Source organism: Microbispora sp. CSR-4 (assembly GCF_008033685.1).
In the GTDB taxonomy this organism is placed as follows: Bacteria; Actinomycetota; Actinomycetes; order Streptosporangiales; family Streptosporangiaceae; genus Microbispora.
Genome location: NZ_VJVX01000062.1, coordinates 1 through 23,426 on the forward strand (window position 1 = coordinate 1; position 23,426 = coordinate 23,426).

The 23,426-nt window shown below is 71.1% G+C and carries 22 protein-coding genes and 1 rRNA gene; 11 read left to right on the plus strand and 12 right to left on the minus strand.

The genetic code is table 11. The annotated features are described in order from the left end of the window. Positions 1-109: ribosomal RNA gene (gene rrf / locus FLV34_RS33000) — 5S ribosomal RNA — on the plus strand; the annotation flags it as partial. Positions 110-582: 473 nt separating this feature from the next. Here the strand turns inward: rrf and FLV34_RS33010 are convergent. Both FLV34_RS33010 and FLV34_RS33020 read right to left on the minus strand, forming a co-directional pair. Next, positions 583-801 (minus strand): hypothetical protein, encoded by a 219-nt coding sequence (locus tag FLV34_RS33010; RefSeq protein ID WP_205831160.1) that lies wholly within the window; start codon positions 799-801, stop codon positions 583-585. A gap of 229 nt (positions 802-1,030) precedes the next feature. After that, entirely contained in the window at positions 1,031-1,504 is a 474-nt protein-coding gene (locus FLV34_RS33020; protein ID WP_142651936.1) for an Lrp/AsnC family transcriptional regulator, read from the minus strand. Between the two features lie 131 nt (positions 1,505-1,635). Between FLV34_RS33020 and FLV34_RS33025 the strand changes: the two genes are divergently transcribed. Next, complete coding sequence (locus FLV34_RS33025) at positions 1,636-2,526, plus strand: phenylalanine 4-monooxygenase (RefSeq protein ID WP_147944955.1); 891 nt, start codon at positions 1,636-1,638, stop codon at positions 2,524-2,526. Positions 2,527-2,641: 115 nt separating this feature from the next. Here FLV34_RS33025 and FLV34_RS33030 read toward each other — a convergent pair whose 3' ends face one another. The 5 genes from FLV34_RS33030 to FLV34_RS33050 form a co-directional block, all read right to left on the minus strand. After that, positions 2,642-4,111 carry a phosphodiester glycosidase family protein gene (locus FLV34_RS33030; RefSeq protein WP_147944956.1) on the minus strand — a complete coding sequence of 490 codons (1,470 nt, stop codon included), beginning with the start codon at positions 4,109-4,111 and terminating at the stop codon, positions 2,642-2,644. 132 nt (positions 4,112-4,243) lie between these two features. Continuing rightward, on the minus strand, positions 4,244-4,456 hold the full coding sequence (locus tag FLV34_RS33035; protein WP_142651933.1) for a hypothetical protein: 213 nt from the start codon (positions 4,454-4,456) through the stop codon (positions 4,244-4,246). An 87-nt stretch (positions 4,457-4,543) separates the two neighbouring features. Then, positions 4,544-5,617 (minus strand): P1 family peptidase, encoded by a 1,074-nt coding sequence (locus tag FLV34_RS33040; protein WP_222709703.1) that lies wholly within the window; start codon positions 5,615-5,617, stop codon positions 4,544-4,546. A 40-nt stretch (positions 5,618-5,657) separates the two neighbouring features. Further along, on the minus strand, positions 5,658-7,268 hold the full coding sequence (locus FLV34_RS33045; protein ID WP_142651931.1) for a PucR family transcriptional regulator: 1,611 nt from the start codon (positions 7,266-7,268) through the stop codon (positions 5,658-5,660). A gap of 82 nt (positions 7,269-7,350) precedes the next feature. Continuing rightward, positions 7,351-8,061: a TetR/AcrR family transcriptional regulator C-terminal domain-containing protein gene (locus FLV34_RS33050; RefSeq protein ID WP_142651930.1), complete on the minus strand. Its 711-nt coding sequence runs from the start codon at positions 8,059-8,061 to the stop codon at positions 7,351-7,353. A gap of 83 nt (positions 8,062-8,144) precedes the next feature. Here FLV34_RS33050 and FLV34_RS33055 point away from each other — a divergent pair, with 83 nt between their 5' ends. The 4 genes from FLV34_RS33055 to FLV34_RS33070 all read left to right on the plus strand — a co-directional run bounded on the left by FLV34_RS33055 (position 8,145) and on the right by FLV34_RS33070 (position 13,722). Then, a complete protein-coding gene (locus FLV34_RS33055) occupies positions 8,145-9,614 on the plus strand; it encodes an MFS transporter (RefSeq protein WP_147944958.1) in 1,470 nt (489 codons plus the stop codon). Between the two features lie 69 nt (positions 9,615-9,683). After that, complete coding sequence (locus tag FLV34_RS33060) at positions 9,684-10,979, plus strand: aspartate aminotransferase family protein (protein ID WP_147944959.1); 1,296 nt, start codon at positions 9,684-9,686, stop codon at positions 10,977-10,979. Beyond that, the gene (locus tag FLV34_RS33065) at positions 10,966-12,459 is read left to right on the plus strand and encodes a CoA-acylating methylmalonate-semialdehyde dehydrogenase (RefSeq protein WP_142651927.1); all 1,494 of its coding nucleotides are present in this window, start codon (positions 10,966-10,968) and stop codon (positions 12,457-12,459) included. Before FLV34_RS33060 ends, FLV34_RS33065 begins: the two co-directional genes overlap by 14 nt. A 96-nt stretch (positions 12,460-12,555) precedes the next feature. Continuing rightward, on the plus strand, positions 12,556-13,722 hold the full coding sequence (locus FLV34_RS33070; protein WP_147944960.1) for an extracellular solute-binding protein: 1,167 nt from the start codon (positions 12,556-12,558) through the stop codon (positions 13,720-13,722). Between the two features lie 48 nt (positions 13,723-13,770). Here the strand turns inward: FLV34_RS33070 and FLV34_RS33075 are convergent, their stop codons facing one another. Beyond that, positions 13,771-14,409: a hypothetical protein gene (locus tag FLV34_RS33075; RefSeq protein WP_222709704.1), complete on the minus strand. Its 639-nt coding sequence runs from the start codon at positions 14,407-14,409 to the stop codon at positions 13,771-13,773. A gap of 87 nt (positions 14,410-14,496) precedes the next feature. Here FLV34_RS33075 and FLV34_RS33080 point away from each other — a divergent pair, with 87 nt between their 5' ends. Beyond that, positions 14,497-15,087 (plus strand): TetR/AcrR family transcriptional regulator, encoded by a 591-nt coding sequence (locus FLV34_RS33080; protein ID WP_147944961.1) that lies wholly within the window; start codon positions 14,497-14,499, stop codon positions 15,085-15,087. A 106-nt stretch (positions 15,088-15,193) separates the two neighbouring features. Here FLV34_RS33080 and FLV34_RS33085 read toward each other — a convergent pair whose 3' ends face one another. Beyond that, positions 15,194-16,282, minus strand: coding sequence for a sel1 repeat family protein (locus FLV34_RS33085; RefSeq protein ID WP_147944962.1), 1,089 nt, complete (start codon positions 16,280-16,282; stop codon positions 15,194-15,196). A 427-nt stretch (positions 16,283-16,709) separates the two neighbouring features. On the opposite strand from FLV34_RS33085, the gene FLV34_RS40865 reads away from it, so the two are divergent. Beyond that, positions 16,710-16,865, plus strand: a complete 156-nt coding sequence (locus FLV34_RS40865) for a hypothetical protein (protein WP_168066557.1) — start codon at positions 16,710-16,712, stop codon at positions 16,863-16,865. Further along, the gene (locus FLV34_RS33090) at positions 16,862-17,047 is read left to right on the plus strand and encodes a hypothetical protein (RefSeq protein WP_142651923.1); all 186 of its coding nucleotides are present in this window, start codon (positions 16,862-16,864) and stop codon (positions 17,045-17,047) included. Before FLV34_RS40865 ends, FLV34_RS33090 begins: the two co-directional genes overlap by 4 nt. Before the next feature lie 31 nt (positions 17,048-17,078). Here FLV34_RS33090 and FLV34_RS33095 read toward each other — a convergent pair whose 3' ends face one another. Continuing rightward, positions 17,079-17,327 carry a hypothetical protein gene (locus tag FLV34_RS33095; RefSeq protein WP_139576006.1) on the minus strand — a complete coding sequence of 83 codons (249 nt, stop codon included), beginning with the start codon at positions 17,325-17,327 and terminating at the stop codon, positions 17,079-17,081. Between the two features lie 170 nt (positions 17,328-17,497). After that, positions 17,498-18,847, minus strand: coding sequence for a 4-aminobutyrate--2-oxoglutarate transaminase (gabT, locus tag FLV34_RS33100; RefSeq protein ID WP_142651922.1), 1,350 nt, complete (start codon positions 18,845-18,847; stop codon positions 17,498-17,500). Between the two features lie 37 nt (positions 18,848-18,884). Between gabT and FLV34_RS42840 the strand changes: the two genes are divergently transcribed. Further along, positions 18,885-21,062 (plus strand): PucR family transcriptional regulator, encoded by a 2,178-nt coding sequence (locus FLV34_RS42840; RefSeq protein WP_261985992.1) that lies wholly within the window; start codon positions 18,885-18,887, stop codon positions 21,060-21,062. 22 nt (positions 21,063-21,084) lie between these two features. Here the strand turns inward: FLV34_RS42840 and FLV34_RS33125 are convergent, their stop codons facing one another. Beyond that, the gene (locus FLV34_RS33125) at positions 21,085-21,714 is read right to left on the minus strand and encodes a TetR/AcrR family transcriptional regulator (protein WP_142624811.1); all 630 of its coding nucleotides are present in this window, start codon (positions 21,712-21,714) and stop codon (positions 21,085-21,087) included. Between the two features lie 218 nt (positions 21,715-21,932). Between FLV34_RS33125 and FLV34_RS33130 the strand changes: the two genes are divergently transcribed. Next, positions 21,933-23,378 (plus strand): aldehyde dehydrogenase family protein, encoded by a 1,446-nt coding sequence (locus tag FLV34_RS33130; protein ID WP_147944963.1) that lies wholly within the window; start codon positions 21,933-21,935, stop codon positions 23,376-23,378. The last annotated feature ends 48 nt before the right edge of the window (positions 23,379-23,426 follow it).

Consider the following 23,426-nt stretch of genomic DNA (forward strand, 5'->3'; position numbering starts at 1 on the left):
TCATAGCGGCAGGGAAACACCCGGTTACATTCCGAACCCGGAAGTTAAGCCTGTCAGCGCCGATGGTACTGCACCGGGGACGGTGTGGGAGAGTAGGACACCGCCGGACAATCTTTGATATGTGGTTGGGCCATCCCGTTTGGGGTGGCCCTTCCGCATTTCCGGGCACCTTTCTTTTTCGCGGGTTTGTTCCCGGGGTTGCTGGTGTTGGTTTCCGCTGCTTGTTCCTGCGTGTGTGGGCGGTGGGTGTGGGTGTGGTGGGTGGTGTGGTGGCCCCGGCCGGGGTGTGGCCGGGGCTTTCGCATGTCCGGGGGCGGTTTCCGGGGGTGTCGATCGGCACTGGTCGGGGGCTGGTGGGGGAGACGGTTGAGGAGCCGGCAGGCCCGCAGGTCGAGGGACGCGCTGGGGCGTGCAGTCAGCAGGCCGTGGGGTGACGGGCGGCGCCGGGGATGGGAATAGCAGGCACGCGGCGGGGCGATCGGCGATGCCGAGAGGGAAAGCCGAGAGGGAAAGCAGTCGGCAGGCCGTGGGAGAAGGGTCAACACCGGGGCGGGGGCGGCTGGTCGGGTGTGGGGCGGCTGGTTAACTGTGGGGCAGGGGCTCTTGAGGACAGCGGCGAGGAGTCCCGCAAATGCGGAGAAGGACGACGGCGCCGAGTGACGACCACGGGATGTGCATGGTGGCGTCGCGGAGAGCCCGCTTCACGATGGTCTCGCAGCCGGCCCAGGCGAAGCCGATGCCGATCACGGTGCCGAGCAGGGTGGCCACGACCGTCAGCAGCACCGCCTCGGTCGCCGGCATCCGCCGTAGCTGTCCGCGGGTGAGCCCCATCGTCCCGCGCCCCAAGGGTGGACTCCGTGTCGTCGTCGAGCTGCTGCGCCCTGTTGATCTGCCGCTCCCTGTTGATCTGCCGCTCCCTGTCGAGCTGCCGGGCCATGTTGATCTGCTGCGTCCTGTTGATCTGCCCGCAGCGGGACGTCCCGGCCCGGCACCCGAATTCCGCCCGGCCCGATCGGCCTGAGTCCGGCCGTTATGCCGGGGGAGGCGTGACCGCGGCCTTCAGCAGGGGCTCGATGCGGAAGGGGATCTGGGTCGACAGGGCGATCGTCGTGTCGGTCCGCTGGATGGCGGGCGAGGCGAGGATCCGGGCGATGATCTCCTGGAGGTGCGGGGTGCTGTGGGCCACCACGCGGCACAGCAGGTCGGCCTGGCCGCTGGTGCCGTACACCTCCAGGATCTCCGGGACGTCCGCGAGCCACTGCACGGCCTCGGTCAGCCGGCCCTGGGCGATCTGCAGGGACGCGAAGGCGAGGATCGGATAGCCGATCTGCTCGGTCGTGATCGTCGGGCCGAAGTCGCTGATGACGCCGCGCGCGGTGAGCTTGTCGAGCCGCGCCTGCACGGTGCCGCGGGCGACGCCGAGGAGGCGGGCCAGTTCGGTGAGCCCGATTCGGGGGTTGGCCCGCATGGTGATCAGGAGGCGGCTGTCGAGCGCGTCGAGCATGCGCCGAGGGTACGCCTCGACTGAGCGGATCGACCAGTGACATCCACCTCGAATGCGCTTTTTTGAGCGTTTCGCACACCTGAACTGGTCACTCTTGCCAGCCAAACGAATAGTTGCTGTCCTATGGGAGTATGTTCGAAGAAGCGCAGTATTTCGCCCCGGTCGCGACGAAGGATGACGGATCCGTCGTCGTCGAGCTGGCCACGAGCCACCCCGGTTTCGCGGACGCCGTCTACCGCGAGCGGCGCAATGCGATCGCGGCGCTGGCGCTCGGTCACACCCCCGGTGACCCCATCCCCACGGCCGAGTACACCGACGAGGAGCACCATGTGTGGGCGCTCGTCACCAAGGAGCTGGCGGTCAAGCACCAGAAGTACGCGGTGCGCGAGTTCCTCGACGCGAGTAAGCGGCTCGGCCTGCCCGAGGCCCGCATCCCGCAGCTTCAGGAGGTCGGCGACCTGCTGGAGCCGCTGACCGGCTTCCGCTACCTGCCGGCGGCCGGGCTGGTCCCGCTCCGGGAGTTCTACGGCGTCCTGGCGGACGGCCTGTTCCACTCCACGCAGTACATCCGGCACCATTCCGTGCCCTTCTACACCCCCGAACCCGACGTCATCCACGAGGTGATCGGGCACGCGAACACCCTCGCCTCACCCCGCTTCGCGGAGCTGTACCGGGCCGCCGGCCGTGCTGCCCGCCGGGTGGAGACCGACGAGGCGCTGGAGTTCGTGTCCAAGGTGTTCTGGTTCACCCTGGAGTTCGGCGTGATGCGGGAGGACGGCGAGCTCAGGGCGTACGGCGCGGGAATCCTCAGCTCGTACGGCGAGATCGAGGAGTTTCGCGGGATGGACATCCGCCCGCTCGACCTCGCCGCGATGGGGACCACCCAGTACGACATCACGAAATATCAGGAGGTGCTCTTCGAGGCGGCCTCGTTCGACCACCTCGAAGACACGGTCGGGACGTTCTGGGACACCTGCGATGACGAGTCCATCGCCCGCCTGCTCACGACGTCCTCGGCCTGAGCAGGCTCGTACGCAGCCCCGCGTGCAGGCCGCGTAAGCAGGCCCGGAAACAGCCCCGCGTGCAGGCCCGGAAACAGGCCCGCGTGCAGGCCGCGTAAGCGGCCCGAAAACAGGCTCAGCGCGCGCCGACGATCAGCAGGGCGTCGCCGACCGCCCGCTCGGCGCCGTCGGACGGACGGTTGACCACCTTCTTGCCGATGACCATGGTGGTCGATCCGCCGCCGTCCAGGTTGATCGCGTCGCGCGCGCCGAGCCAGCGCATGAGCTCGGCCGCCTCGAAGAACGAGGCGCCGATCGTGCTGCCCGGCGCGCGGCCGTCGACGACCGCGACGAGGAGCTTGCCGTCGCGGGTGACGCCCGCGAGCGTACGGGGGTGGCGCCGCAGGATCATGTTGGTGTTGGCCATGCCGTCCCGCGCCGCGGTGATGGAGGTCCTGCCGTTCCTGACCAGGCCGATCGCGCCGCCGATGATGTTGGTCTCCGGGGTCAGCGGGATGGCCTTGTTCGTCCGCAGGTCGGTGACCCGGGTCGTGACCGTGACGGCCGTGCCTTCGCCCGCGTGCTGCGACAGCCAGCCGGCGGCGGCCCCGACGCCGTGCAGCACACGGGTGCCGGGTGTCACGGGACCACCGGACGCGCGGACGGCGGTCACCCTGCCGGAGGCGTCGAGGACCACCTCGATCCCGTCGTCCTTCGGGGTGTCCCGTCCGAGCTCCTCGGTGTACATGACCAGCTCGTCCGGCTTCGGCACCCGGTTGAGGCCGGTCACCTCGGCCGTGGCTCCGTCGGCCGCCCGCGCGGCGACCGAGGACGACAACTCGGTGACGCGGGCCGTACGGCCCCGGAGGACCAGGCCCACGCGGCCGGCCACGGCCTCGCTGAGCAGCTTGCCGCCGACGACGGAGATGCCCGTGGGGTCGCCGCGGAAGGCGGGCAGAGTGTGGATGTCGAAGAAGCCGCCGTTCACGGCGGCGAGGGCCTTGGCGGCGGAGGCCATGGCCGAGACCTTCTCCCGCTTGGCGACGCTCGTGCCCAGGGACGCCTGGTAGGAGCCGCGGAAGGTGCGCGGGTCGACGACGATGACCCGCACGCTCCAGGGGCCGGTGGTGACGAAGCCGTCGTCGCCCTGGAAGTCGACCTTCGCGCTCACCCCGGCGTCCTTGAGCTGTTTGACGACCGCGGCGGCCTCGGCCTTCTGGTCGAGCGGCCAGCTGCCCACCCGCACCATGAAGTAGTCGCCGGCGGGGTGGTCGGCGACGGCGGGCCGGGTGAACTTCACGATGACGGGCTCGAGTCCGGCCATCTGTACGGCTGTCGCCTGGGCCTGCGCGTTGGCCTCCGACATGAAGTCCTTGCCTTTGACGACGACGCTGACCGTGTATCCGTCCTGCGGCGTGCCGTGGCGGAGCGTGAAGTAGCTGACTCCGGGGGCCAGGCTCTTGGCCGCCGACTTCGGGATCCCGGGCTCGCCGAGCGGGAAGCTCGTCGTCGGCAGCCCGGCGACGGGCTCGGCGGCGGCCGGGGCCGAAGGGATGGTCGTCGTCAGGGCCAGCAGGGCGGCCCCGACGACAAGGCGGCGTCTCATGCGATTACTCCCCATCGGTGATCCTTGCGGGACCATCGTGGCGACAATTTCCACCGGAGACGACCGAAACGCGGCGAAGCGCATGAATTTCCCAACAACAGCCGGACATTAGGGGCATAAGCCCATAAAACGTCAGGGAGGATCGGAATCGATCTCCCGGGCGCGCTGGACGAACTCCTGTGCGGACCGGGCTTCGATGTGGACGAGCAGCCCGTCACGCCTCCGGGACATGCCCCAGTAGTGCGCGGTGGCCTCGCCCCACCAGATGGTCCATTTGGGGAATCGCGCGGACAGGGCCCGCACGACGACCGTCGGGCTGATCTTGGGTTCGCTTATCGTCGGCACGTTTCGAGGTAAGCATGATTCACCCAGTGAGCGCGAGTATACGAAGAGTAGTCAGGTGCGATAGGACTTACACCCGGGACGACATACCTACGTTCCGGGTGTCACCAACTCCGCGAGGAGTCGCCCATCGAGCCCTGTAACGGTCAAATCGTCTGCCCCCGTCATCGTCTCGGACGCGACGAGCGCGTTGACGATGGCCTCCTCGGTCGCCTCGATGACCGCGTAGAAGAGCGGATCGAGGTAGTCGTCCGCGAGCACCGTGACCTGGAACGTGCGCGGAGGGGCCGCGTCGAGGGCGCTGGCCGGCAGGTTGCGGTTGCCGGTCGAGAAGCACAGGAACCCGTCGCCGCTGGAGTTCTCCCCGGCGCCGCCCGTACGCGCCACACCGAGCCCCGCGCGCTGCGCCACCCTCCGGCACTGGTGCGGCAGCAGAGGCGCGTCGGTGGCGACGATCCCGATGATCGACCCCGCCTCCTCGTGGCGCAGCGCCGAGGCCGGGAGGCTCCTGCCCACGTGGACGCCGTTGACCGTCAGCCGGTCCCGCCGTCCGTGGTTGGCCTGGACGAGCACGCCCACCGTGTAGCCGTCCACGACGCGGGAGGCCGTGCCGATGCCGCCCTTGAAGCCGTGGCAGATCATCCCGGTGCCGCCGCCGACCGCGCCTTCGGCGACGGGCCCGCCCGCCGCCTTCTCGTACGCCTCCCGGACGTGGGCGGCCTTCACATGCTGTCCGTCGATGTCGTTGAGCATGCCGTCCCAGGTCTCGCCGACGACGGGCAGCGACCACGCCTGCCGGCCCTTGCCGAGCGAGCCGACCTCGATCTCGACGAGCGCGTCGCGGACCACGCCCACCGAGCCCGTGTTCGTCAGCCCGATCGGCGAGGCGAGCAGCCCGAACTCCTGGAGGAACGCCATCCCGGTGATCTCGCCGTTGCCGTTGAGCCAGTGCAGCCCCGCGTAGACAGGCTCGTCGAAGGCCGAGCCGTCGTGCGGGACGATCACGGTGACGCCGGTGCGCACCGGGCCCTCGCCGACCACCCGTGGGCCGCTCCCGCTGATCAGCGTGGTGTGCCCGACCTTCACGCCCGGAACGTCGGTGATGGCGTTGTGCCCGCCAGGCGTTCCGGTGCCCACGACGATGCCGAAATCCCGTGCTCGCAACGACACTCCCATACTCTCGACGACGGTCCCGGGTTCGCGATCAGGTGGCCTCGCGGCGGAAGGTCTCCAGGGCGAGCAGCGCGACGTGCAGCGACAGGCACGACTCGACGTCGTCGAGGTCGGTGTCGAGGACCCGTTCCAGCCGCCGCAGCCGGTCGTAGAACGCGGGCCGGGACAGGTGGGCCTTCTGCGCGGCCACCGCCTTGTTGCGCCCGGAGTCGAGATAGATGCGCAGGATCCTGGTCAGGTCGCCGTGCCGCTGGGCGTCGTGGGCCAGCAGGGCCCCCAGCTCGCGCTCGGCGAAGGTCTGCAGCCGGGCGTCGTCGCGCAGCAGGTGGAGCAGGCCGCGCAGCCGCAGGTCGGGCAGGCGGTAGAACGGCCGCCCGTCGGGCTGGCGCACCGCGACCTCCGCCACCTGCTCGGCCTCCAGGAAGCCGCGCCGTACGTCCTTGATCGACTCCACGACCGAGCCGGCCGCCAGCACGAACGGCGTGGCGAAGTTCGCCCGCAGGCGCTCGGCCAGCGCGCCGAGCGCGGCCTCGGCGGCCATGCGGGGCGGCAGCGGCAGCAGCACTCCGACGCGGCTCTGGTCCAGCGCCCCGACCAGGGCGGGCAGCTTGGCCTCGCGGCAGGCGGCGGCGCCGGCCTCGGCGAGCTCGCCCAGCCTGGCCTGCTCGCCCAGCGCGGTGCCGACGGACGCGGTCAGCCGGATCACGGCGCTCACGAGCCTGCGCCCGGTGAGCGGGACCCCGACGGCGCGGGCGCGGGCGGCGGCCTCGTCGGGATCGGCGTACGCGTGGGTGAGGATGCCGGTCAGTATGGTCCCGTGCGCCTGCCGTTCCAGGGACTCCTGGTGGCGCTCCAGCAGGCGGCTCAGTGCGAGCGTGGTCGCCGCGCGTTCGGCGAGCACGATGTCGCGGGGGCTGGGCCGGCCGTCGCACAGCAGGATGAGCCGTCCCCAGTCCTGGCCGCGGGCGCCGACCATGGTCACGAGCCAGCCGGCGGCGGCGTCGTACGCGGTCCGCTCGGACGGCATCACCGCGCGCGACCTGGCCTCCCAGTTGGCCAGCACGCTACCGGTGTCGCCCCCGGCCGCGTCGCACGCCAGCACCTGGTGGGCCAGGTTCTCCAGCAGCACCGGGCGGCCGGAGAAGCGGGCGACCTGGTTGAGCACCTCGGCCGGAGAGGCGCCCTCGACCGACAGCTCGGTGAACACCTCGTGCAACTGCTCGGAGGCCCGCAGCTCCTGGAGCTGGATGTCGATGATGCGCGCGTGGACCGACTCGGTGATCTGGACGAAGGGCGTCTCGCGGGCGAGCGTGATCAGCGGCAGCCCGTGCTCCTCCGCCGCCTTGACCACCGCCCTCGGCAGCTCGCGGACGAACCGCCGGCCGAGCTCGACGATCAGGCCCGAGGCGCCGACGGCGGCCAGGTCGCTGACATAGTCGGCCAGCTTGTCGGGCTCGCTCGGCAGCGCCACCCCGGTCGTGAGGACCAGCTCGCCGCCGCGTAACAGATGGGCGATGTCGTGGACCTCGCCCACGTGCACCCATCGGACCCGGGTGTCCAGCCGGTCGCCGCCCGCCACCACCCTGGGGCTGCCACGCCGGACCGCGTCCAGCGCGAGCACGTCTGCCACCGTGGGGAGCATGCTCAGAGGCTACCTGATCACAATGTAAGGATGACCCTCCACCGGCTGACACATTGATCTCGGCGCAGGTCGCGTCCGGATCTCAGCGCAGGCGCGTGCCGAGGCCGTCGAGGAGGGCCATCAGCCCGTAGTCGAAGGCGAGCCGCCGGGCCACGATCGGGTCGAAGTCCTGGTGCGCGTAGGAACCGTAGCGCTCCCGCAGGTTGGGCAGGTCGGCCGACAGCTTCGTCAGGAGCGGGTCCACCGCGGCCTGCAGCTCCGTCACGCTCTTGCCGGTGGCCTTCAGCGAGCTGAGAAAGGCGACCTCGGGGATCGTGGCGCCCAGCGTGTACGACACGACGGCCGTCATGGCGTAGTCCACGTCGATGCCCTCGAACCCCGCGCGGACGAAGGCGCCCATCAACCGGTCGGCCGCGGTGAGCGCGTTCGGCCCGAGCCCGGGGACCACGCCGATGAGGCTCGCGCTCCACGGATGGTCGAAGACCGCCTGACGCATGGCGTAGGCGAAGACGCTCGCCGCCTCCCGCCAGTCGGCCTCCTCGGGCACCACGACGCCCGAGTAGACCTCGTCCATCACGAGCTCGATCAGCTCGTCCTTGTTGGCCACGTGCCAGTAGAGGCTGGTCGCCCCCGCGCCGAGCCGGGCGCCGAGCCTGCGCATGCTGAGCGCGTCGAGACCCTCGGCGTCGAGCAGCTCCACGGCCGCCCGGACGATCTGGTCGCGGCTGAGGCCCTGCTCGCGCCCTCCTTTGCGCTCGCGGGTCCAGACCGAGGAGAACGGCTTCGCTGACACGGCCTCACAATATTCGCTCGCACAGTGTTCGATGGAGTCGTACAGTGTCCGACACTACTCGCACACTGTTCGAGGAGACCTTCATGTCCCATCCCCGACGCTGGTGGATCCTCGGCGTCCTCTGTCTGAGCCTGCTGACCCTGGTCGTGGACAACACCGTCCTCAACCTCGCGATCCCGTCGCTCATGCGCGACCTCGGCGCCACGCCGTCCGACGTGCAGTGGGTCATCGACGCGTACGTCCTGGTCTTCGCGGGCCTGCTGCTCACCGCGGGCAGCCTGTCCGACCGGTACGGCAGGCGGCGGATGCTCGTGATCGGCCTGGCGTTCTTCGGTGGCGCGTCGCTGGCGGCCACGCTGGTCACCGAGCCCTGGCAGCTCATCGCGGCCCGCGCGCTGATGGGGGTCGGCGGCTCCTGCGTGATGCCGTCGACCCTGTCGATCCTGATCACGGTGTTCGACGAGAGCGAGCGGCGCAAGGCCATCGCCGTGTGGAGCTCGGTCGCCATGGTCGGCGTCATCGCCGGTCCCACCGTCGGCGGGTTCCTGCTCCAGCACTACTACTGGGGCTCGGTCTTCCTGCTCAACGTGCCGATCGCGGTGCTGGCGATCATCGCGGCCTTCGCGCTCATGCCGGAGACGTACGGCGAGACGCGGCGGGCCGACCCGCTCGGGGTGATCCTGTCCACTGCCGGGATGGGCGGGCTGGTCTGGGCCGTCATCTCCGCGCCCGGCGGGCACTTCAACCCCCTCGCGGTGGCGCTCTCGGCCGCCGCCCTGCTGGCGTTCGTGCTGTGGGAGCGCCGCAACCCCCACTCGATGCTGCCGCTCGGCCTGTTCCGGGACCGCTCGTTCAGCGGGGCGTGCTTCTCCATCGTGCTGCTGTCGTTCGGCGCGGGCGCGCTCATGCTGGCCATCACGCAGTATCTGCAGTTCGTCCTGGGCTACGACCCGTTGAAGGCCGGGTTCGCCCTGCTGCCCTACGTGGTGGCGGCGGCGGTGTTCAACGTGCTTGGCGCGTCGCTGGGCAGGAAGGTGAGCAACCGGGTGCTCATCGCCTCGGGCCTGGTCGTCATGGCCGCCGGGTTCGCCCTGCTGTCCACGCTCACCGGCGGATACGGCACGCTGATCGCCGGCCTCCTGGTCATGGGAGTCGGCGGCGGCCTGGCCGGTCCCGCGGCGTACGCGACGCTGATGGGCGCGGTGCCGCCCGAGCGCGCCGGGGTCGGCTCCGCGCTCAACGACACGGTGCAGCAGGTCGGCATGGCGCTGAGCGTGGCCGTCCTCGGCAGCGTGCTCGCCGCCGCGTACACCGCGGCCATGCCGGAGTCGGCGCCGCCGGCGGCGCGCGAGTCGATCGGCGTCGCGACGACCCTGGGCGACCCGGCCGTGGCCGCCGCCGGACGCGAGGCGTTCGTGTCGGCGATGTCCGTCGGCTCGTGGGTGGGCGCGGCCTGCTCGCTCGCGGCGGCTCTGGTCGCGCTGCTGGTCCTGCGCCGGAAGGCCGCAGACCCGGCTTCCGCGGAGGAGCCCGCGCAGGCCACCACTGTGTAAGTGAAGTTCGAGATATCCCAGACAGGCTGACGGGTGAGGCGGTCACCCGCCAGCCGGGATACTCGGAGCATGTCGGACCTTCTCGCACGCCATCGCGCGGTCATGCCGAACTGGATGGCCCTCTATTACAACGAGCCCATCGAAATCGTCGGAGGCAAGGGCAACCGCGTCGTCGACGCGAACGGGAAGAGCTATCTGGATTTCTTCGCCGGGATCCTCACCAACATGATCGGGTATGACGTGCCCGAGGTGCGGGAGGCCGTCGAGCGCCAGCTCGCCACCGGCGTCGTCCACACCTCGACGCTGTATCTGATCCGCAGCCAGGTCGAGCTGGCCGAGAAGATCGCCCGCCTGTCGGGCATCCCGGACGCCAAGGTCTTCTTCACCAACTCCGGCACGGAGGCCAACGAGACCGCCCTGCTGCTGGCCACCTACGCCCGCGGGTCCGACCAGGTGCTCGCCATGCGGCAGAGCTACCACGGCAGGTCGTTCGGCGCGATCAGCGTGACCTCCAACCGGTCGTGGAAGAACAACTCGCTGTCGCCGCTCAACGTGCACTTCCTGCACGGCGCCGACCGCCACCTCGTGCAGTTCCGCGGCATGTCGGACGCCGACTACATCGCGGCCTGCGTCGACGACCTGCGCCACGTGCTCGCCACGGCCGTCACCAAGGACGTCGCCGCGCTGATCGCCGAGCCGATCCAGGGCGTCGGCGGCTTCACGATGGCCCCCGACGGGCTGTTCGCCGCCTACAAGGAGGTCCTCGACGAGGAGGGCATCCTGTTCATCTCCGACGAGGTGCAGACCGGCTGGGGCCGTACGGGCTCGGCCTTCTTCGGGATCCAGAACCACGGCATGACGCCCGACATGATGACCTTCGCCAAGGGGCTCGGCAACGGCTTCGCGGTCGGCGGCATCGTCGCGCGCGGCGACCTCATGGACGGCCCGCACGCCGTGGGCCTGTCCACCTTCGGCGGCAACCCGATCTCGATGGCGGCGGCCAACGCGACGCTCGACTACGTGCTCGACCACGACCTGCAGGCCAACGCCGCGCGCACCGGCGAGATCATCATCTCCGGGCTGCGCGAGGCCGCCGGGCGGCTGCCCGTCGTGGGCGACGTGCGGGGCAAGGGCCTGATGTTCGCGATCGAGCTGGTCGACCCCGCCACCGGCGCGCCCGCCCCGGCCCTCGCCGCCCGCTTCATGGAGGAGACCAAGAAGCTCGGCCTGCTCGCCGGCAAGGGCGGCCTGTACGGCAGCACGCTGCGCATGGCCCCGCCGCTCACGCTCACCGAGGACGAGGCCCGCGAGGGCCTGGGCATCCTCGTCACCGCTCTGGAGACCGTCAACGATGAAGCACGTTAACCACTGGATCGACGGCGCGCTCGCCGAGGGCGCGGGCCGTACGGCGGAGGTGTTCGACCCGGCGACCGGCGAGGTGAGCGGCCGGGTGTCGCTGGCCACGGCCGAGGAGGTCGACGCCGCGGTGGAGGCCGCCGCCCGGGCCTTTCCCGGCTGGCGCGACGCGTCGCTCACCAAGCGCACCCAGGTGCTGTTCCGGTTCCGCGAGCTGCTCGACGCGCACCGCGACGACCTTGCCGCGCTGATCACGGCCGAGCACGGCAAGGTGCACTCCGACGCGCTGGGCGAGGTGGCCCGCGGCCTTGAGGTCGTGGAGTTCGCCTGCGGCATCCCCCACCTGCTCAAGGGCGGCTACTCGGAGAACGTCTCGACCCGGGTCGACTCCTACTCGATCCGCCAGCCGCTGGGAGTGGTGGCGGGCATCACGCCGTTCAACTTCCCGGCGATGGTGCCGATGTGGATGTTCCCGGTGGCGATCGCCTGCGGGAACACGTTCGTGCTCAAGCCCTCCGAGCGCGACCCCTCCGCGTCGCTGCTGCTCGCCGAGCTGTGGCAGCGGGCCGGCCTGCCGGACGGCGTGTTCAACGTGGTCCAGGGCGACAAGGCGGCGGTGGACCGGCTGCTGGAGCACCCGTCCGTACGGGCCGTGTCGTTCGTCGGCTCCACGCCGATCGCTCGGTACGTCTACGAGACCGGGACGGCGCACGGCAAGCGGGTGCAGGCGCTCGGCGGGGCCAAGAACCACATGCTCGTGCTGCCCGACGCCGACCTCGACCTGGTCGCCGACTCGGCCGTCTCGGCGGGCTTCGGCTCGGCGGGGGAACGGTGCATGGCGATCTCCGTGGTGCTCGCGGTCGACCCGATCGGCGACGAGCTGGTCGAGAAGATCGTGTCGCGGGTGCGGGACCTCCAGGTCGGGCCGGGAACCGACCCCGAGTCGCAGATGGGCCCGCTCGTGACCGCCGCCCACCGTGACAAGGTGGCGTCCTACCTCGACCTCGGCGTCCAGGAGGGGGCCAAGCTCGTGGTCGACGGCCGGGAGACCCCCGTGCGCGGGGGCCGGGGGAACGGCTTCTGGCTCGGCCCGACGGTCCTCGACCACGTGCCGCCGAACTCCCGCGTGCACCGCGAGGAGATCTTCGGCCCGGTGCTGTCGATCGTGCGCGTCCGCTCGTACGAGGAGGGCCTTGAGCTGATCAACACCGGCGAGTACGGCAACGGCACGGCGATCTTCACCAACGACGGCGGCGCGGCCCGGCGCTTCCAGAACGAGGTGGAGGTCGGCATGATCGGCGTCAACGTGCCGATCCCGGTGCCGATGGCCTTCTACAGCTTCGGCGGCTGGAAGGCCTCGTTGTTCGGCGACACCCACGTGCACGGCACCGAGGGGGTCCACTTCTACACCCGGGGCAAGGTCGTCACCTCGCGGTGGCTCGACCCCTCCCACGGTGGCGTGAACCTGGGCTTCCCGACCAACGCCTGACGTCGCAGGCGACGCCCCGGGCCGCCGGGGGCCAGTAGGCTCGGGGCGTCCGTCTTCTGTCACGGGGGGTCGTGCGTGCGCCGTACACACCTGGTCATGACGGTCGCGGCCGTGGGACTGCTCGCCGCCGCCTGCGCCGGTCGGCCTTCGCCCGCGACCAAGGTGGCCACGCCGGGCACCTCGGCCGCCGCGGGCGAGGCGGGACCCAGCCCGTCGTCCCGCTCGTCCGGCGCCACGCCCACCCCGCTCGCGTCCCTCGGGCGCGGCGAGGGAACGCTCAGCGTGGTCGCGATCGACGGGTACGCCGAGTGGGGCGGCGTCGATCCCAAGGTCAAGTGGGTCGGCACGTTCGAGAAGGCGACGGGCTGCAAGGTCAGCCTGCGTTACTACGACCCGCGCGCGCAGGAGCGGCCGGGCGACTTCCCGCCGCAGTCGTTCGACGTGATCTCCGCGACGCCCGAGGTGGGCGGCCGGCTGATGGACGAGGGCAAGGCCGCCCCGCTCAACACCGGTCTGCTGCACGGTTACGACGAGATCCCCAAGCGGCTGCGCACGCTGCCGTCTGTCACCCGGGGCGGGCGCGTCTACGGCGTGCCGTACGTGTGGTCGACCAACGAGATCCTCTATGACACCGGCAAGGTCAGCCCCGACGGCCCGGAGTCGCTCTTCACGGACAAGGGGCCTGTGATGTTCCGGGACCGTCCGCTGACGCTGGCCGACGCCGCGCTGGTGCTCAAGGCCCAGGGCACGGACGTCGGCGAGGGCATCAAGGACCCGTTCGATCTCACCGACGCCCAGCTCGACGCCGCCGCCGACCTGTTCACTTCGGACGGGGACGACCAGCGGACGTTCTGGCGTGACCCCGTCGAGGTCGTCCAGGGCTTCGCGACCGGGTCCGTATGGCTCGCGCAGGCCACGCCGTACCACCTGGACGTGCTCAGGCGCGGGCACAAGCCGGTCAGGGCGCTGACGGACCGGCCGGTGACCGGCTGGGCCGACTCGTGGATGGTGTCGGCCCAGGCCCCGCACCCCTCGTGCGCGTACAAGTGGCTCGACTTCACGATGTCGCCGGACGTGCAGCGCAGGGTTTCGTCCTGGATGGGGCTCGCCCCCGCCAACCCCAAGGGGTGCACCGGCGCGGCCCGCCGGATCTGCGCGGACTACCGTGTCGGCACCGCCCAGGCGTTCCGGGGCGTCTACTTCGCGGTGCGCCCCAAGGCGTACGACAAGTGGGTGGAGCGCTGGTCACGCGTCGTGTCCTGACCCCTCGGGTGTCCTGACCCGGGTGTCCTGATCCGGCGAGGGCTACGGTCACTTCGGCTCGCCGGTGCCGTGCGGCACCCGGTCGGGGTGGGACCCGCGGGCATGGGGTGCTTGGGCATGGGGTGCTTGGGCATGGGGTGCTCGGGCATCCCGCGGCGCGCGGGTGGGGAAGACGGTGCAGGCGAGCGGCCAGAACACCAGCCAGACCACCATGGCGAACGTCAGGCGGCCGGCCCATTCCAGGAGCGCCGCCGTGTGTCCGAGGTCGCCGACGGCCACGACCCCGGCCAGCAGCAGGCCGCAGGCGACGGCCCAGCCGATCATGCCCTTGCCCCAGGCGTGCCATTCGTATCGGGCCCGCTCCCTGCCGTACAGCTTGCGCCGGTCGGGCGGCGGCCCTCCGGCGTAGCGGTGGGCGAACCTGACGTCGGCCCACCGCACCATGTCGTGGCCGAAGGCGACGGTGAACCCCAGGTAGGCCGCGGCGAGCCCGTGCGTGAACTCCGCCCTCCCGCCGGCGCGGAGGTCGGCCACGCTCGCGACGAGGAGGACCAGGTCGACCAGGGGGACGGCGAGCAGCAGCAGGCCGCCGAGCCGCTGCCTGCGCAGGAGATAACGGACGGCGAGCCCCGCGCCCAGCAGGACCCAGAACGCGATCTCGCAGGCGACGATCAGTCCGAACAGCATCCCGGCTCCTTTTTCGCACGGCGTGCTACTAACCTTTATCACACAGTGTGCTATAAAAAGCGCGCGGGTGCGTGGCGGGAGGAAGCTGTGCCGAAGATCGTGGACCACCAGGTGCGGCGCGAGGAGATCGCCGAGGCGTTGTGGCGGGTCGTGCGCCGGGACGGCGTGGCCGCCGCCACCGTCCGCAGCATCGCGGCCGAGGCCGGCTGGTCACCGAGCGCGCTGCGGCACTACTTCTCGACCCAGGCGGAGCTGCTCGCCTTCGCGATGGAGCACGTCATCGCGCGGGCCCGCGCGCGCATCGAGGCCACCGTCTACGACGGACCCGTGCGCGTCGCCGTACGCCGCCTGCTGGAGGAGCTGCTGCCCATGGACGAGGAGCGGCGCGCGGAGGCGGAGGTCTGGCTGCAGCTTGCCGCGCGGGCCCAGGGCGACCCGGCCGCCGTCGCCTGGTTGCGCCGCGCGGACGACGGAGTGGCGGAGGCGACGGCCCTGGCCGTCCGCGCCCTCGCCGAGCAGGGAGAGCTCGCGGCCCATCGGGACGCCGAGTTCGAGGCGGCGCGGCTGCACGCCCTCATCGACGGTCTGACCATCCACATGCTGACCCGGCCGGAGTCGATGCACCCTGACCGTACGAGCGCCGTGCTGGCCGCTCATCTGGACGACCTGGCGACCTGAGGAAGCGCGCCGGGCCTTCCGCCGCGGCGAACGCGAAATCCGCCATTCACGGGAAGTGATCTCATCACTACCGATAGAAATGGTGCCGGAGAAGAGATTCCGGGCGTCAAATCAACGGTGCGGGTGGGTCGCCGGTCAGGGATGGAGGCGGCGGCTGGGACGAATCGACCATGTCAGTCGGCAGCATCCAGCTCTCACCGGGATGGGCATGGCTGAGCTCTTCGGAGATTCCGTCGAAGGCAGCGGTCGCCAGGTGATGGCCCTTCGCGGCCGCGATGCGGAACCAGTAGGCGGCCGACCAGCCCTCGCCCTTGTCCCGATGGATCAGCGCCAGCTGGTAGGCGGCTTCGGGATGGCCTCCCGGGTCGGCGGCCATCCTGTAGAAGAACATCGCGACCTCGGTTCGGTCGGCGCGCTGGTAGCCGAGGCCGCAGCGGTAGGCGTAGTCGGCGGCCATCTGCTGCCGGCGTGGATGCGACAGCAGCTCCAGGGCGTCGCGGTGGCCGGCCTGGGCGGCCTCCCTCAGTCGCTGGACGCCCTCATGGGCGTGTCCACGCAGCAACGCGATCACCGCCAGGCTCACTCCGACCCTGACGTCGAACGGGCAGTCCTTCATCAACCGCACCCCCGTCCTGCCGTAGACCTGCAGCATGCGCTGGGCGTGTTCGTCCGGCTGTCCCGCGTCCTCGGCGGGCAGCAGGGGATCGTCGTCGGGCGCGGGAGTCGGCGACGAAGGCACGGGTGGCATTGGGTCCCTCGACGGTTCCGCCAGCGGCTCTTCCGACGCCTCGCTGTCCAGGGCGACGGCCGGCTGGTCGCCCCGGGCGGCGCGCCAGCGGGCGTGCCAGTCCGTCAGTGTGCCCATCGTTTCGGTCGGCAGACCGGTCTGCTCGGCTGCGGCGTGACAGGCGGTCACGAACGAGGCAACCCATGGCCAGCTGGGAACCTTCTTCCGCTTTCCGCGCAATATGTCGTGTGTGGTGCTCCTGGTAAGAAGTCGGGGTTGGTGTCCGTTATTGCCGGTACCGCCCGATAGTTTTTCCAATTCGGACATCGTGGGGGAGCCTGCCTGTTCGTGCAGCGTATTCAGCTGCGCGAGGAAGGCGCGGCACGCCGCGACGCGAGCTTCTTCGGTCATCGCCTCAGCCGCAAGGAGAGAGATCCACAAATTACGGAAGCGCTTGCTGATGGTCATGGTGGCATCAGGGCGGGACAGATGTTCGCATGATTGGCATATCCCACCTCATCCGGAAATTCTGTTGAGCCTGTCGCGCCGGCAGGACCCAGACGGTTCCGAACGTTGCCGGATGATTCCGGACGGCTCCGGATAAGACAGGACGGGAGCGGATGATCTCGAACTGGGCGGGGCGGGCTCGCCCCTCGGGAGGGGTGAATCAGCGGTGGCGTGCGGGCGGCGATCGTGTGCCGCCCAGATGATCCGGAGTTGTCCGGACAGTGCCGAAGCGGTGGCGGCCCCAGCCTGGCCGGGTCAAGGTGGGGCCCGTCCAATCCCCCAAGTGAAAGTCGAGCCCATGTTGCGTGCCGCCCCGAACGCATCTCCGCGCTGCGCTGGCGCGCGACCCGGCCCTCGACCTGACCGGGGCCGGTGCGATGAGCGGCAGTTGCTCATCTTGCTGGTGTCGACCTGGGTGCTGGCCACTGGGCGCATCCCGCCCGACCGGCCGCCCTGCGAGCTGTCCAGCTCGGAACTCATCGAGTTCTGGGCCGACGACCACACCGCCGGCACCCTGAACCCGCTTCAGGAGCGACAGACATGATTCCTCTGCCCCTGCTGGTCCTGCTCGTCTGTGCCGCCCTGGTGGCGGCGATCGCCTGCGCGCTTGCCCTGGCCGCCGGTGCCCCCTGGCCCACCGCGCTGCTCGGCGGCGGCGCTGCAGGGGGCGGCGTGCTGGGCATCCTGCCGCGCCTGCTGGAGGATCGCCGTGACCACGACGAGTAGGTGACCAAGGCCCTCCACCGGCGAACTGAGGTCAGGACATGGCCGCCCGGGAGCGGCGGGGCAGCGGCACCTTGCCCTCGGGGGCGGGCAGCAGGGCCTCGGCACAGTCGTCGCAGGCGTGGACGGGGGCGTTGTCGGGGAGCATGCCGACCTTGACGCGGGGGCGGGGCCACTTCTTGTGGCAGACGACGCAGGCGTCGCCGTCGCGCTGCGTGGTGGTGAGGCCGGCAGGGTCGAACGTCAGCATGAGCCGCTCGGCGCCGTTCGGGTTCCAGCCCATCAAAGTCCCCCCTCGATCGCCTATCGGAACCGTTATAACGCGGTTACCCTTCGTGATCGGCGCGAGTCGGGCCAAGCGATGGTTAAATCGAGGCATAACGCAAGCCGTATAACAACAAAAGGGACACCTCGGAACAGACCGGGTGCCCCTTTTGGTGTCTATCAAACGTTCTACGCTACGTTGAGTGCCTTCTCCAGAATGGAGAGGCCCTCCTCCAGCAGGTGGTCCGGAATCACCAGCGGAGGCAGGAAGCGCAGCACGTTGCCGTACGTGCCGGCGGTGAGCACGAGCAGGCCCTGCTCGTGGCACCTGCGCGCGATCTCGGCGGCCGGGTAGGGCTCCTTGGTCCCCGGGACGACGAGCTCGATCGCGATCATCGCGCCGCGCCCGCGCACGTCGCCGACGATCGGGTTGTGCTCCTGGATGGCGCGCAGGCGGGGCAGCATGGTCGCGCCGATGTGCCGGGCACGCTCGACGAGCTTGTCCTGCTCGATGGTCTCCAGCACGCCGAGGGCCGCTTCACAGGCGAGCGGGTTGCCGCCGTACGTGCCGCCCAGGCCGCCGCTGTGCACGTGGTCGAGCAGGTCGGCCCTGCCGGTCACGGCCGCCAGCGGAAGGCCGCCCGCGATGCCCTTGGCGGTGGTGATGATGTCGGGGACGATGTCCTCGTCCTCGCAGGCGAACATGTTGCCGGTGCGGGCGAAGCCCGTCTGCACCTCGTCGGCGATGAAGACGATGCCGTTGGCGCGGCAGAACTCGACGATCTTCGGCAGGAAGCCGCGGGCCGGCTCGATGAAGCCGCCCTCGCCCGCGATCGGCTCGATGAGCACCGCCGCGACGTTCTCCGCGCCGATCTGCTTGTTGATCATGTCGATCGCCTGGGCCGCGGCCTCCTCGGCGCAGTTGTCCGGGCCGGTCGGCCAGCGGAACGGGTAGGCGAGCGGCACCCGGTAGACCTCGGGCGCGAACGGCCCGAACCCGTGCTTGTACGGCATGCTCTTGGCCGTAAGCGTCATCGTCAGCAGCGTGCGGCCGTGGTAGCCGTGGTCGAAGACGACGACCGCCTGCCGTCCGGTGGCGTGCCGGGCGACCTTGACCGCGTTCTCGACGGCCTCGGCGCCGCTGTTGACCAGGAACGTCCGCTTCTCGTGGTCGCCGGGCGTGAGCTGGTTGAGCTTCTCGCACACCGCGACGTACGACTCGTACGGGGCGACCATGAAGCAGGTGTGGGTGAAGTCGGCGACCTGCTTCTGCACGCGCTCGACGACCCTCGGGGCGGCGTTGCCGACGTTGGTGACGGCGATGCCGGAGCCGAAGTCGATCAGCGAGTTGCCGTCGACATCGACGATCACACCGCCGCCCGCGTGGGTCACGAAGACGGGCAGCGTGGTGCCGATGCCCGGAGGCACGGCGGACTGCTTGCGCGCGAGCAGCTCGCGCGACCGCGGACCGGGGATCTCGGTGACGAGGCGGCGCTCCTGCGGAAGCTGCGGGCCGCCGTGCGTGGTGGCAGTGCTCATATCTCCGACGGTACGGCCGCCGTCGCCACCAGCCGATATGCCGCTATGTCAGAATGAAGGCGTACTTTTGGCCGGTGCGGACAAGCCGGCCGTTCGGGGGGAAAGAGCAGTGGCACCCACGCTGCGCCGGATCACCGCGATCGTACCGCTCCACCTGGAGGTTCTCGCCGGGCGGAACGGTCTCGACCGCCCGGTCCGCTGGGTCGCGGTGAGCGAGCTGGAGGACCCCACGCCGTTCCTCGAGGGCGGCGAGCTGGTGCTCACGACCGGCATGCGGCTGTCCGCCGGCGACGCCGTGCCGTACGTTTCCCGGCTCGTGGCCCGGGGCGTCACCGGGCTGGGGTTCGGGGTGGGGCTGAGCCACGACACCGTGCCGCCCGGCTTCGCCGAGGCGGCCGAGGCCGCCGGGCTGCCGCTGGTCGAGGTGCCGCGGGACACGCCCTTCATCGCGATCGGCAAGGCCGTCAGCGAGCTGCTCGCGGGGGAACAGTACGAGGAGATCAGCCGTGCCTTCGCGGCGCAGGGCAGGCTCACCCGTGCCGCCCTCCAGCGGAAGGGGCCGCCGGCCGTGGTGGACCGGCTGGCCAGGGAGATCGGCGGCTGGGCGCTGCTGCTCGACCCCGCCGGCGCCGTACGGCACGCCGCCGACGCGACCGGCCGCCATGCCGGGCCGGGGAGAGCGGGCCCGGGTGACAGGCACGCGGGCACGGCGGGCCGGAGCGGCGCGGCCGGGGACCGCGCCGCGGGGGGCTGCGCCGCGCAGGACTGGATGGCGCAGGACCGGACGGCGCAGGACCGGACGGCGCAGGACCGGACGGCGCAGGACTGGACGGCGGAGGACTGGGCGGGCGAGACGGCCCGGTGGCTGGAGCCCGAGATCGCCCGGCTGCGGACCGCGCCGTCCCTGGCGAGCCTCGCCCTGTCGTCCCCGGACGAGCACGTCGTGGTCCAGCCGCTGGGCCGCAGGGGGTTCTTCGCGGTGGGGTCGTCCCGGCCGTTCTCGCCCATCGCGCACACGGTCGTCAACGCCGCCGGGTCGCTGCTGACGCTGGCGCTGGAACAGGGCAGGGAGCAGCGCTCGGCGGCGGCGCGGGTGCGGTCGGCGGTGCTCCGGCTGCTGCTGGCCGGCGAGGCGGGGGCCGCCGTGGAGACGCTGGCGGCCCTGGGCCTGCGGCTGCCGGGGGAGCCGGTCACGGTCCTCGCCTGTGACACCTCCGATCCCGAGGCGCTGGCCGAGGCGCTCACCGAAGCCATGACGGGGGCCATGACCGGCGCCCCGAGACAGGCCCAGACAGGGGCCCAGACAGGGGCGCAGGCAGGGGCGCAGGCAGGGGCCCCGAGACAGGCCCAGACAGGGGCCCAGACAGGGGCGCAGGCAGGGGCGCAGGCAGGGGCCCCGAGACAGGCCCAGACGGGGGCCCCGACCGGCGCGGCGCCCGGCCCGCGCGGCGCCTTCGCGGCCGTGTCGGGCCCCCGCCGCCGGCATGACGACATCTTCACCGCGCCCTGGGAAGGCATGCTCGTCGTGCTCGCCCCGGACTCGTACGCCGACGAGGTCGTGGCGCTGGCCGCCCAGCATGGCCGGGTCGGGGTCAGCGCGCCCGGCGTGGAGATCGTCCGCTCCGAGAGCCGCGGCGACAGCCGTACGGACAGTCGCATGGACAGTCGCATGGACAGTCGCATGGACAGCCGTACGGACGGCCGCGCGGGGCCTGCCGCGGCCGGATCAGCCGACCGGGGCGCGTCCCGTCCCGTTGCCGCCGACGGGTTCGATCGTGTCTCCGGCCGTGTCTCCGATCGCGCACCTGACCGCGCACCCGACCGGGTCCCCGATCGCGTCCCCGACCAGGCCCTTGCCGCCGCGCTCGACCGGGCGCTCGACCAGGCGCGGCGGGCGCTCGTCTCGGCCTCGCCGGTCGCGCGCTTCAGCGAGCTCGCCGGGCGCGGGCTGCTGTCGCTGCTCGATCCCGCCGCCGCCGCGTCGTTCGCGGCGGCGATCCTCGCGCCGCTCCGCGAGTACGGCTCGCGCGCCGACCTGGTCGAGTCGCTGCGCGCCTACCTGGCCAGCAACGGCCACTGGGACGCCGCGGCCCAGCGCCTGGGCGTGCACCGGCACACGCTGCGATATCGGATGAAGCGGGTGAGCGAGCTGCTCGGACGCGATCTGGACGACCCCGCGGTCCGGGCCGAGCTGTGGATCGCGCTGTGCCTCTGACCCCTGTGCTTGTCAGTGCAGCTCAGGCCGGGGGATGCGTGCGGAAGGCGCGGATGGCGGCTTCCGTGACGATCTCGTAGGTCTTGCCGTCGGGCAGGTGACCGGCACGTTCCAGGCTGAGCGCGCCCTGGGCCGCGGCCCACAGCGCGTCGGCGATCTTCCTCGGCTGGGTGGGCACGAGGTGACCTGCGGAGATGCAGTCGGCGATCACCCGGTCGACGATGTTGAGCGCGGCCCGCGCGAGCGTGCGGGCGCGCTCGCTCGGCACGAAGCCGGGGATGGCCCGCTCGAACATGAGGCTGTAGTAACCGGGCTCGGCCAGCGCCGCCTCCCGGTAGGCGGGACCGAGCAGGCTCAGGTGCTCCAGCGGGTCGCTGCGGTGCGGCACGGCCTCCAGCCTGCGCCGGAACCGTTCGAAGCCCTCCAGATAGAGCGCCTCGGCCAGGCCCTCCTTGCTGCCGAACATCGTGTAGATGACCTGGGTGGAGCAGCCCGCCTCGGCGGCGATCCTGCGTACGGTGAGACTCTCCGGCCCGGCCTTGGTGAGCAGGTCGTTGGCGACATCGAGAAGACGGGTGCGCAGCTCGTCATAGTTGCTGCGATGGCCGCGTGCGTAGGCACCCTGAAGACCGAGCGGCGCCGGCGTACCCATCAGCGACGAGCCCTTCTCATATTGGGGGTCCCGCGACAGACCCGGATGATGACTTAACCATGCTGCTCGCCTTTCAAACCGCGATGAAACAGAAAACATCATGAAATTGCCGCGCATCTGTGACATCCGGGGAGTTGTCCATGATGGCGCAGTGGAGGGTGGCGATTGGCCCGTCCGGAGTAACGACCGGCTCACACCAGCCGGCATAGCGTGAAGACATGGACGTAGGCCGCACTTCCGAACCCCGCCCCTTCTGGCTCGCCGGGCGCCCCGCGACGGGAGACGCCGAGCAGCCCGTGACCAATCCTCACGACGGCCGGGTCGTCGGCGTCCACTCGGTGCCGACCTCCGAGCAGGTCGAGCAGGCCGTGGCCGCCGCCGACGCCGTGCGCAAGCAGGCCGCCGCGCTGCCCATCCACGTACGCGCAGAGGCGCTGGCCCACGTGGCCCGGCGGCTGACCGAGCGCGCCGAGGAGATCGCCCGCCTGATCAGCGCGGAGAACGGCAAGCCGATCTTCTGGGCGCGTGGCGAGGTGGGCCGCGCGATCTCGACGTTCCGCTTCGGCGCAGAGGAGGCCCGCCGCTTCAGCGGCGAGGTGCAGCGGCTCGACACCGAGCCCGCCGCGCAGGGGCGGCTCGCCTACGTCTCACGCGTGCCGTACGGCCCGGTGCTGGCGATCACGCCGTTCAACTTCCCGCTCAACCTGGTGGCCCACAAGGTCGCTCCCGCGATCGCCGTGGGCGCGCCCATCGTGGTCAAGCCCGCGCCCGCGACCCCGCTGTCGGCGCTCGTCCTCGGCGAGATCCTGGCCGAGACCGACCTGCCGGAGGGCATGTTCTCCGTGCTGCCGGTGCCCAACGACCGGGCGTCCGCGCTGGTGGAGGACCCGCGGCTGCCGGTCATCTCCTTCACCGGCTCCGGCCCGGTCGGCTATTCGATCATGGACAGCGTGCCGCGCAAGCACGTCACGCTCGAACTCGGCGGCAACGCCGCCGCGGTCGTGCTGGCCGACGCCGACCTCGACTGGGCGGCGAGCCGCGTGGCGCTGTTCTCCAACTACCAGGCGGGGCAGAGCTGCATCGCGGTGCAGCGGGTGATCGTGGAGGACGCGGTCGCCGACGCGTTCACCGGCAAGCTCGTCGCCGCTGTCGGAGCGCTCGTGACCGGCGACCCCGCGGACGACAAGACGCAGGTCGGCCCGCTCGTCAGCGAGGACGCCGCGATCCGCGTCGAGAGCTGGGTCAACGAGGCCGTCGCGGCCGGGGCGCGGCTGCTGATCGGCGGGACCAGGGAGGGCGCGGCCTTCGCCCCCACCGTGCTGGCCGACGTGCCCGCCGACGCCAAGGTGGCCCGCGAGGAGGTCTTCGGGCCCGTCATGATCGTGCAGCGGGTCGCCTCGGTCGACGAGGCGTTCGCGGCGGTCAACGACTCCCGCTACGGCCTGCAGGCCGGGGTCTTCACCCGCAGCCTTGACGTCGCCTTCCGGGCCAACCGCGAGCTGGAGGTCGGCGGCGTCATCATCGGCGACGTGCCCTCCTACCGGGCCGACCAGATGCCGTACGGCGGGGTGAAGGAGTCGGGCGTGGGCCGCGAGGGACTGCGCTCGGCCATGGAGGACTACACCTACGAGAAGGTCATGGTGCTCACCGGCCTCACGCTGTAGCCCCACGCGTCCGAGGGGTCCGGGGGACCGCCGTCCCCCGGACCCCTC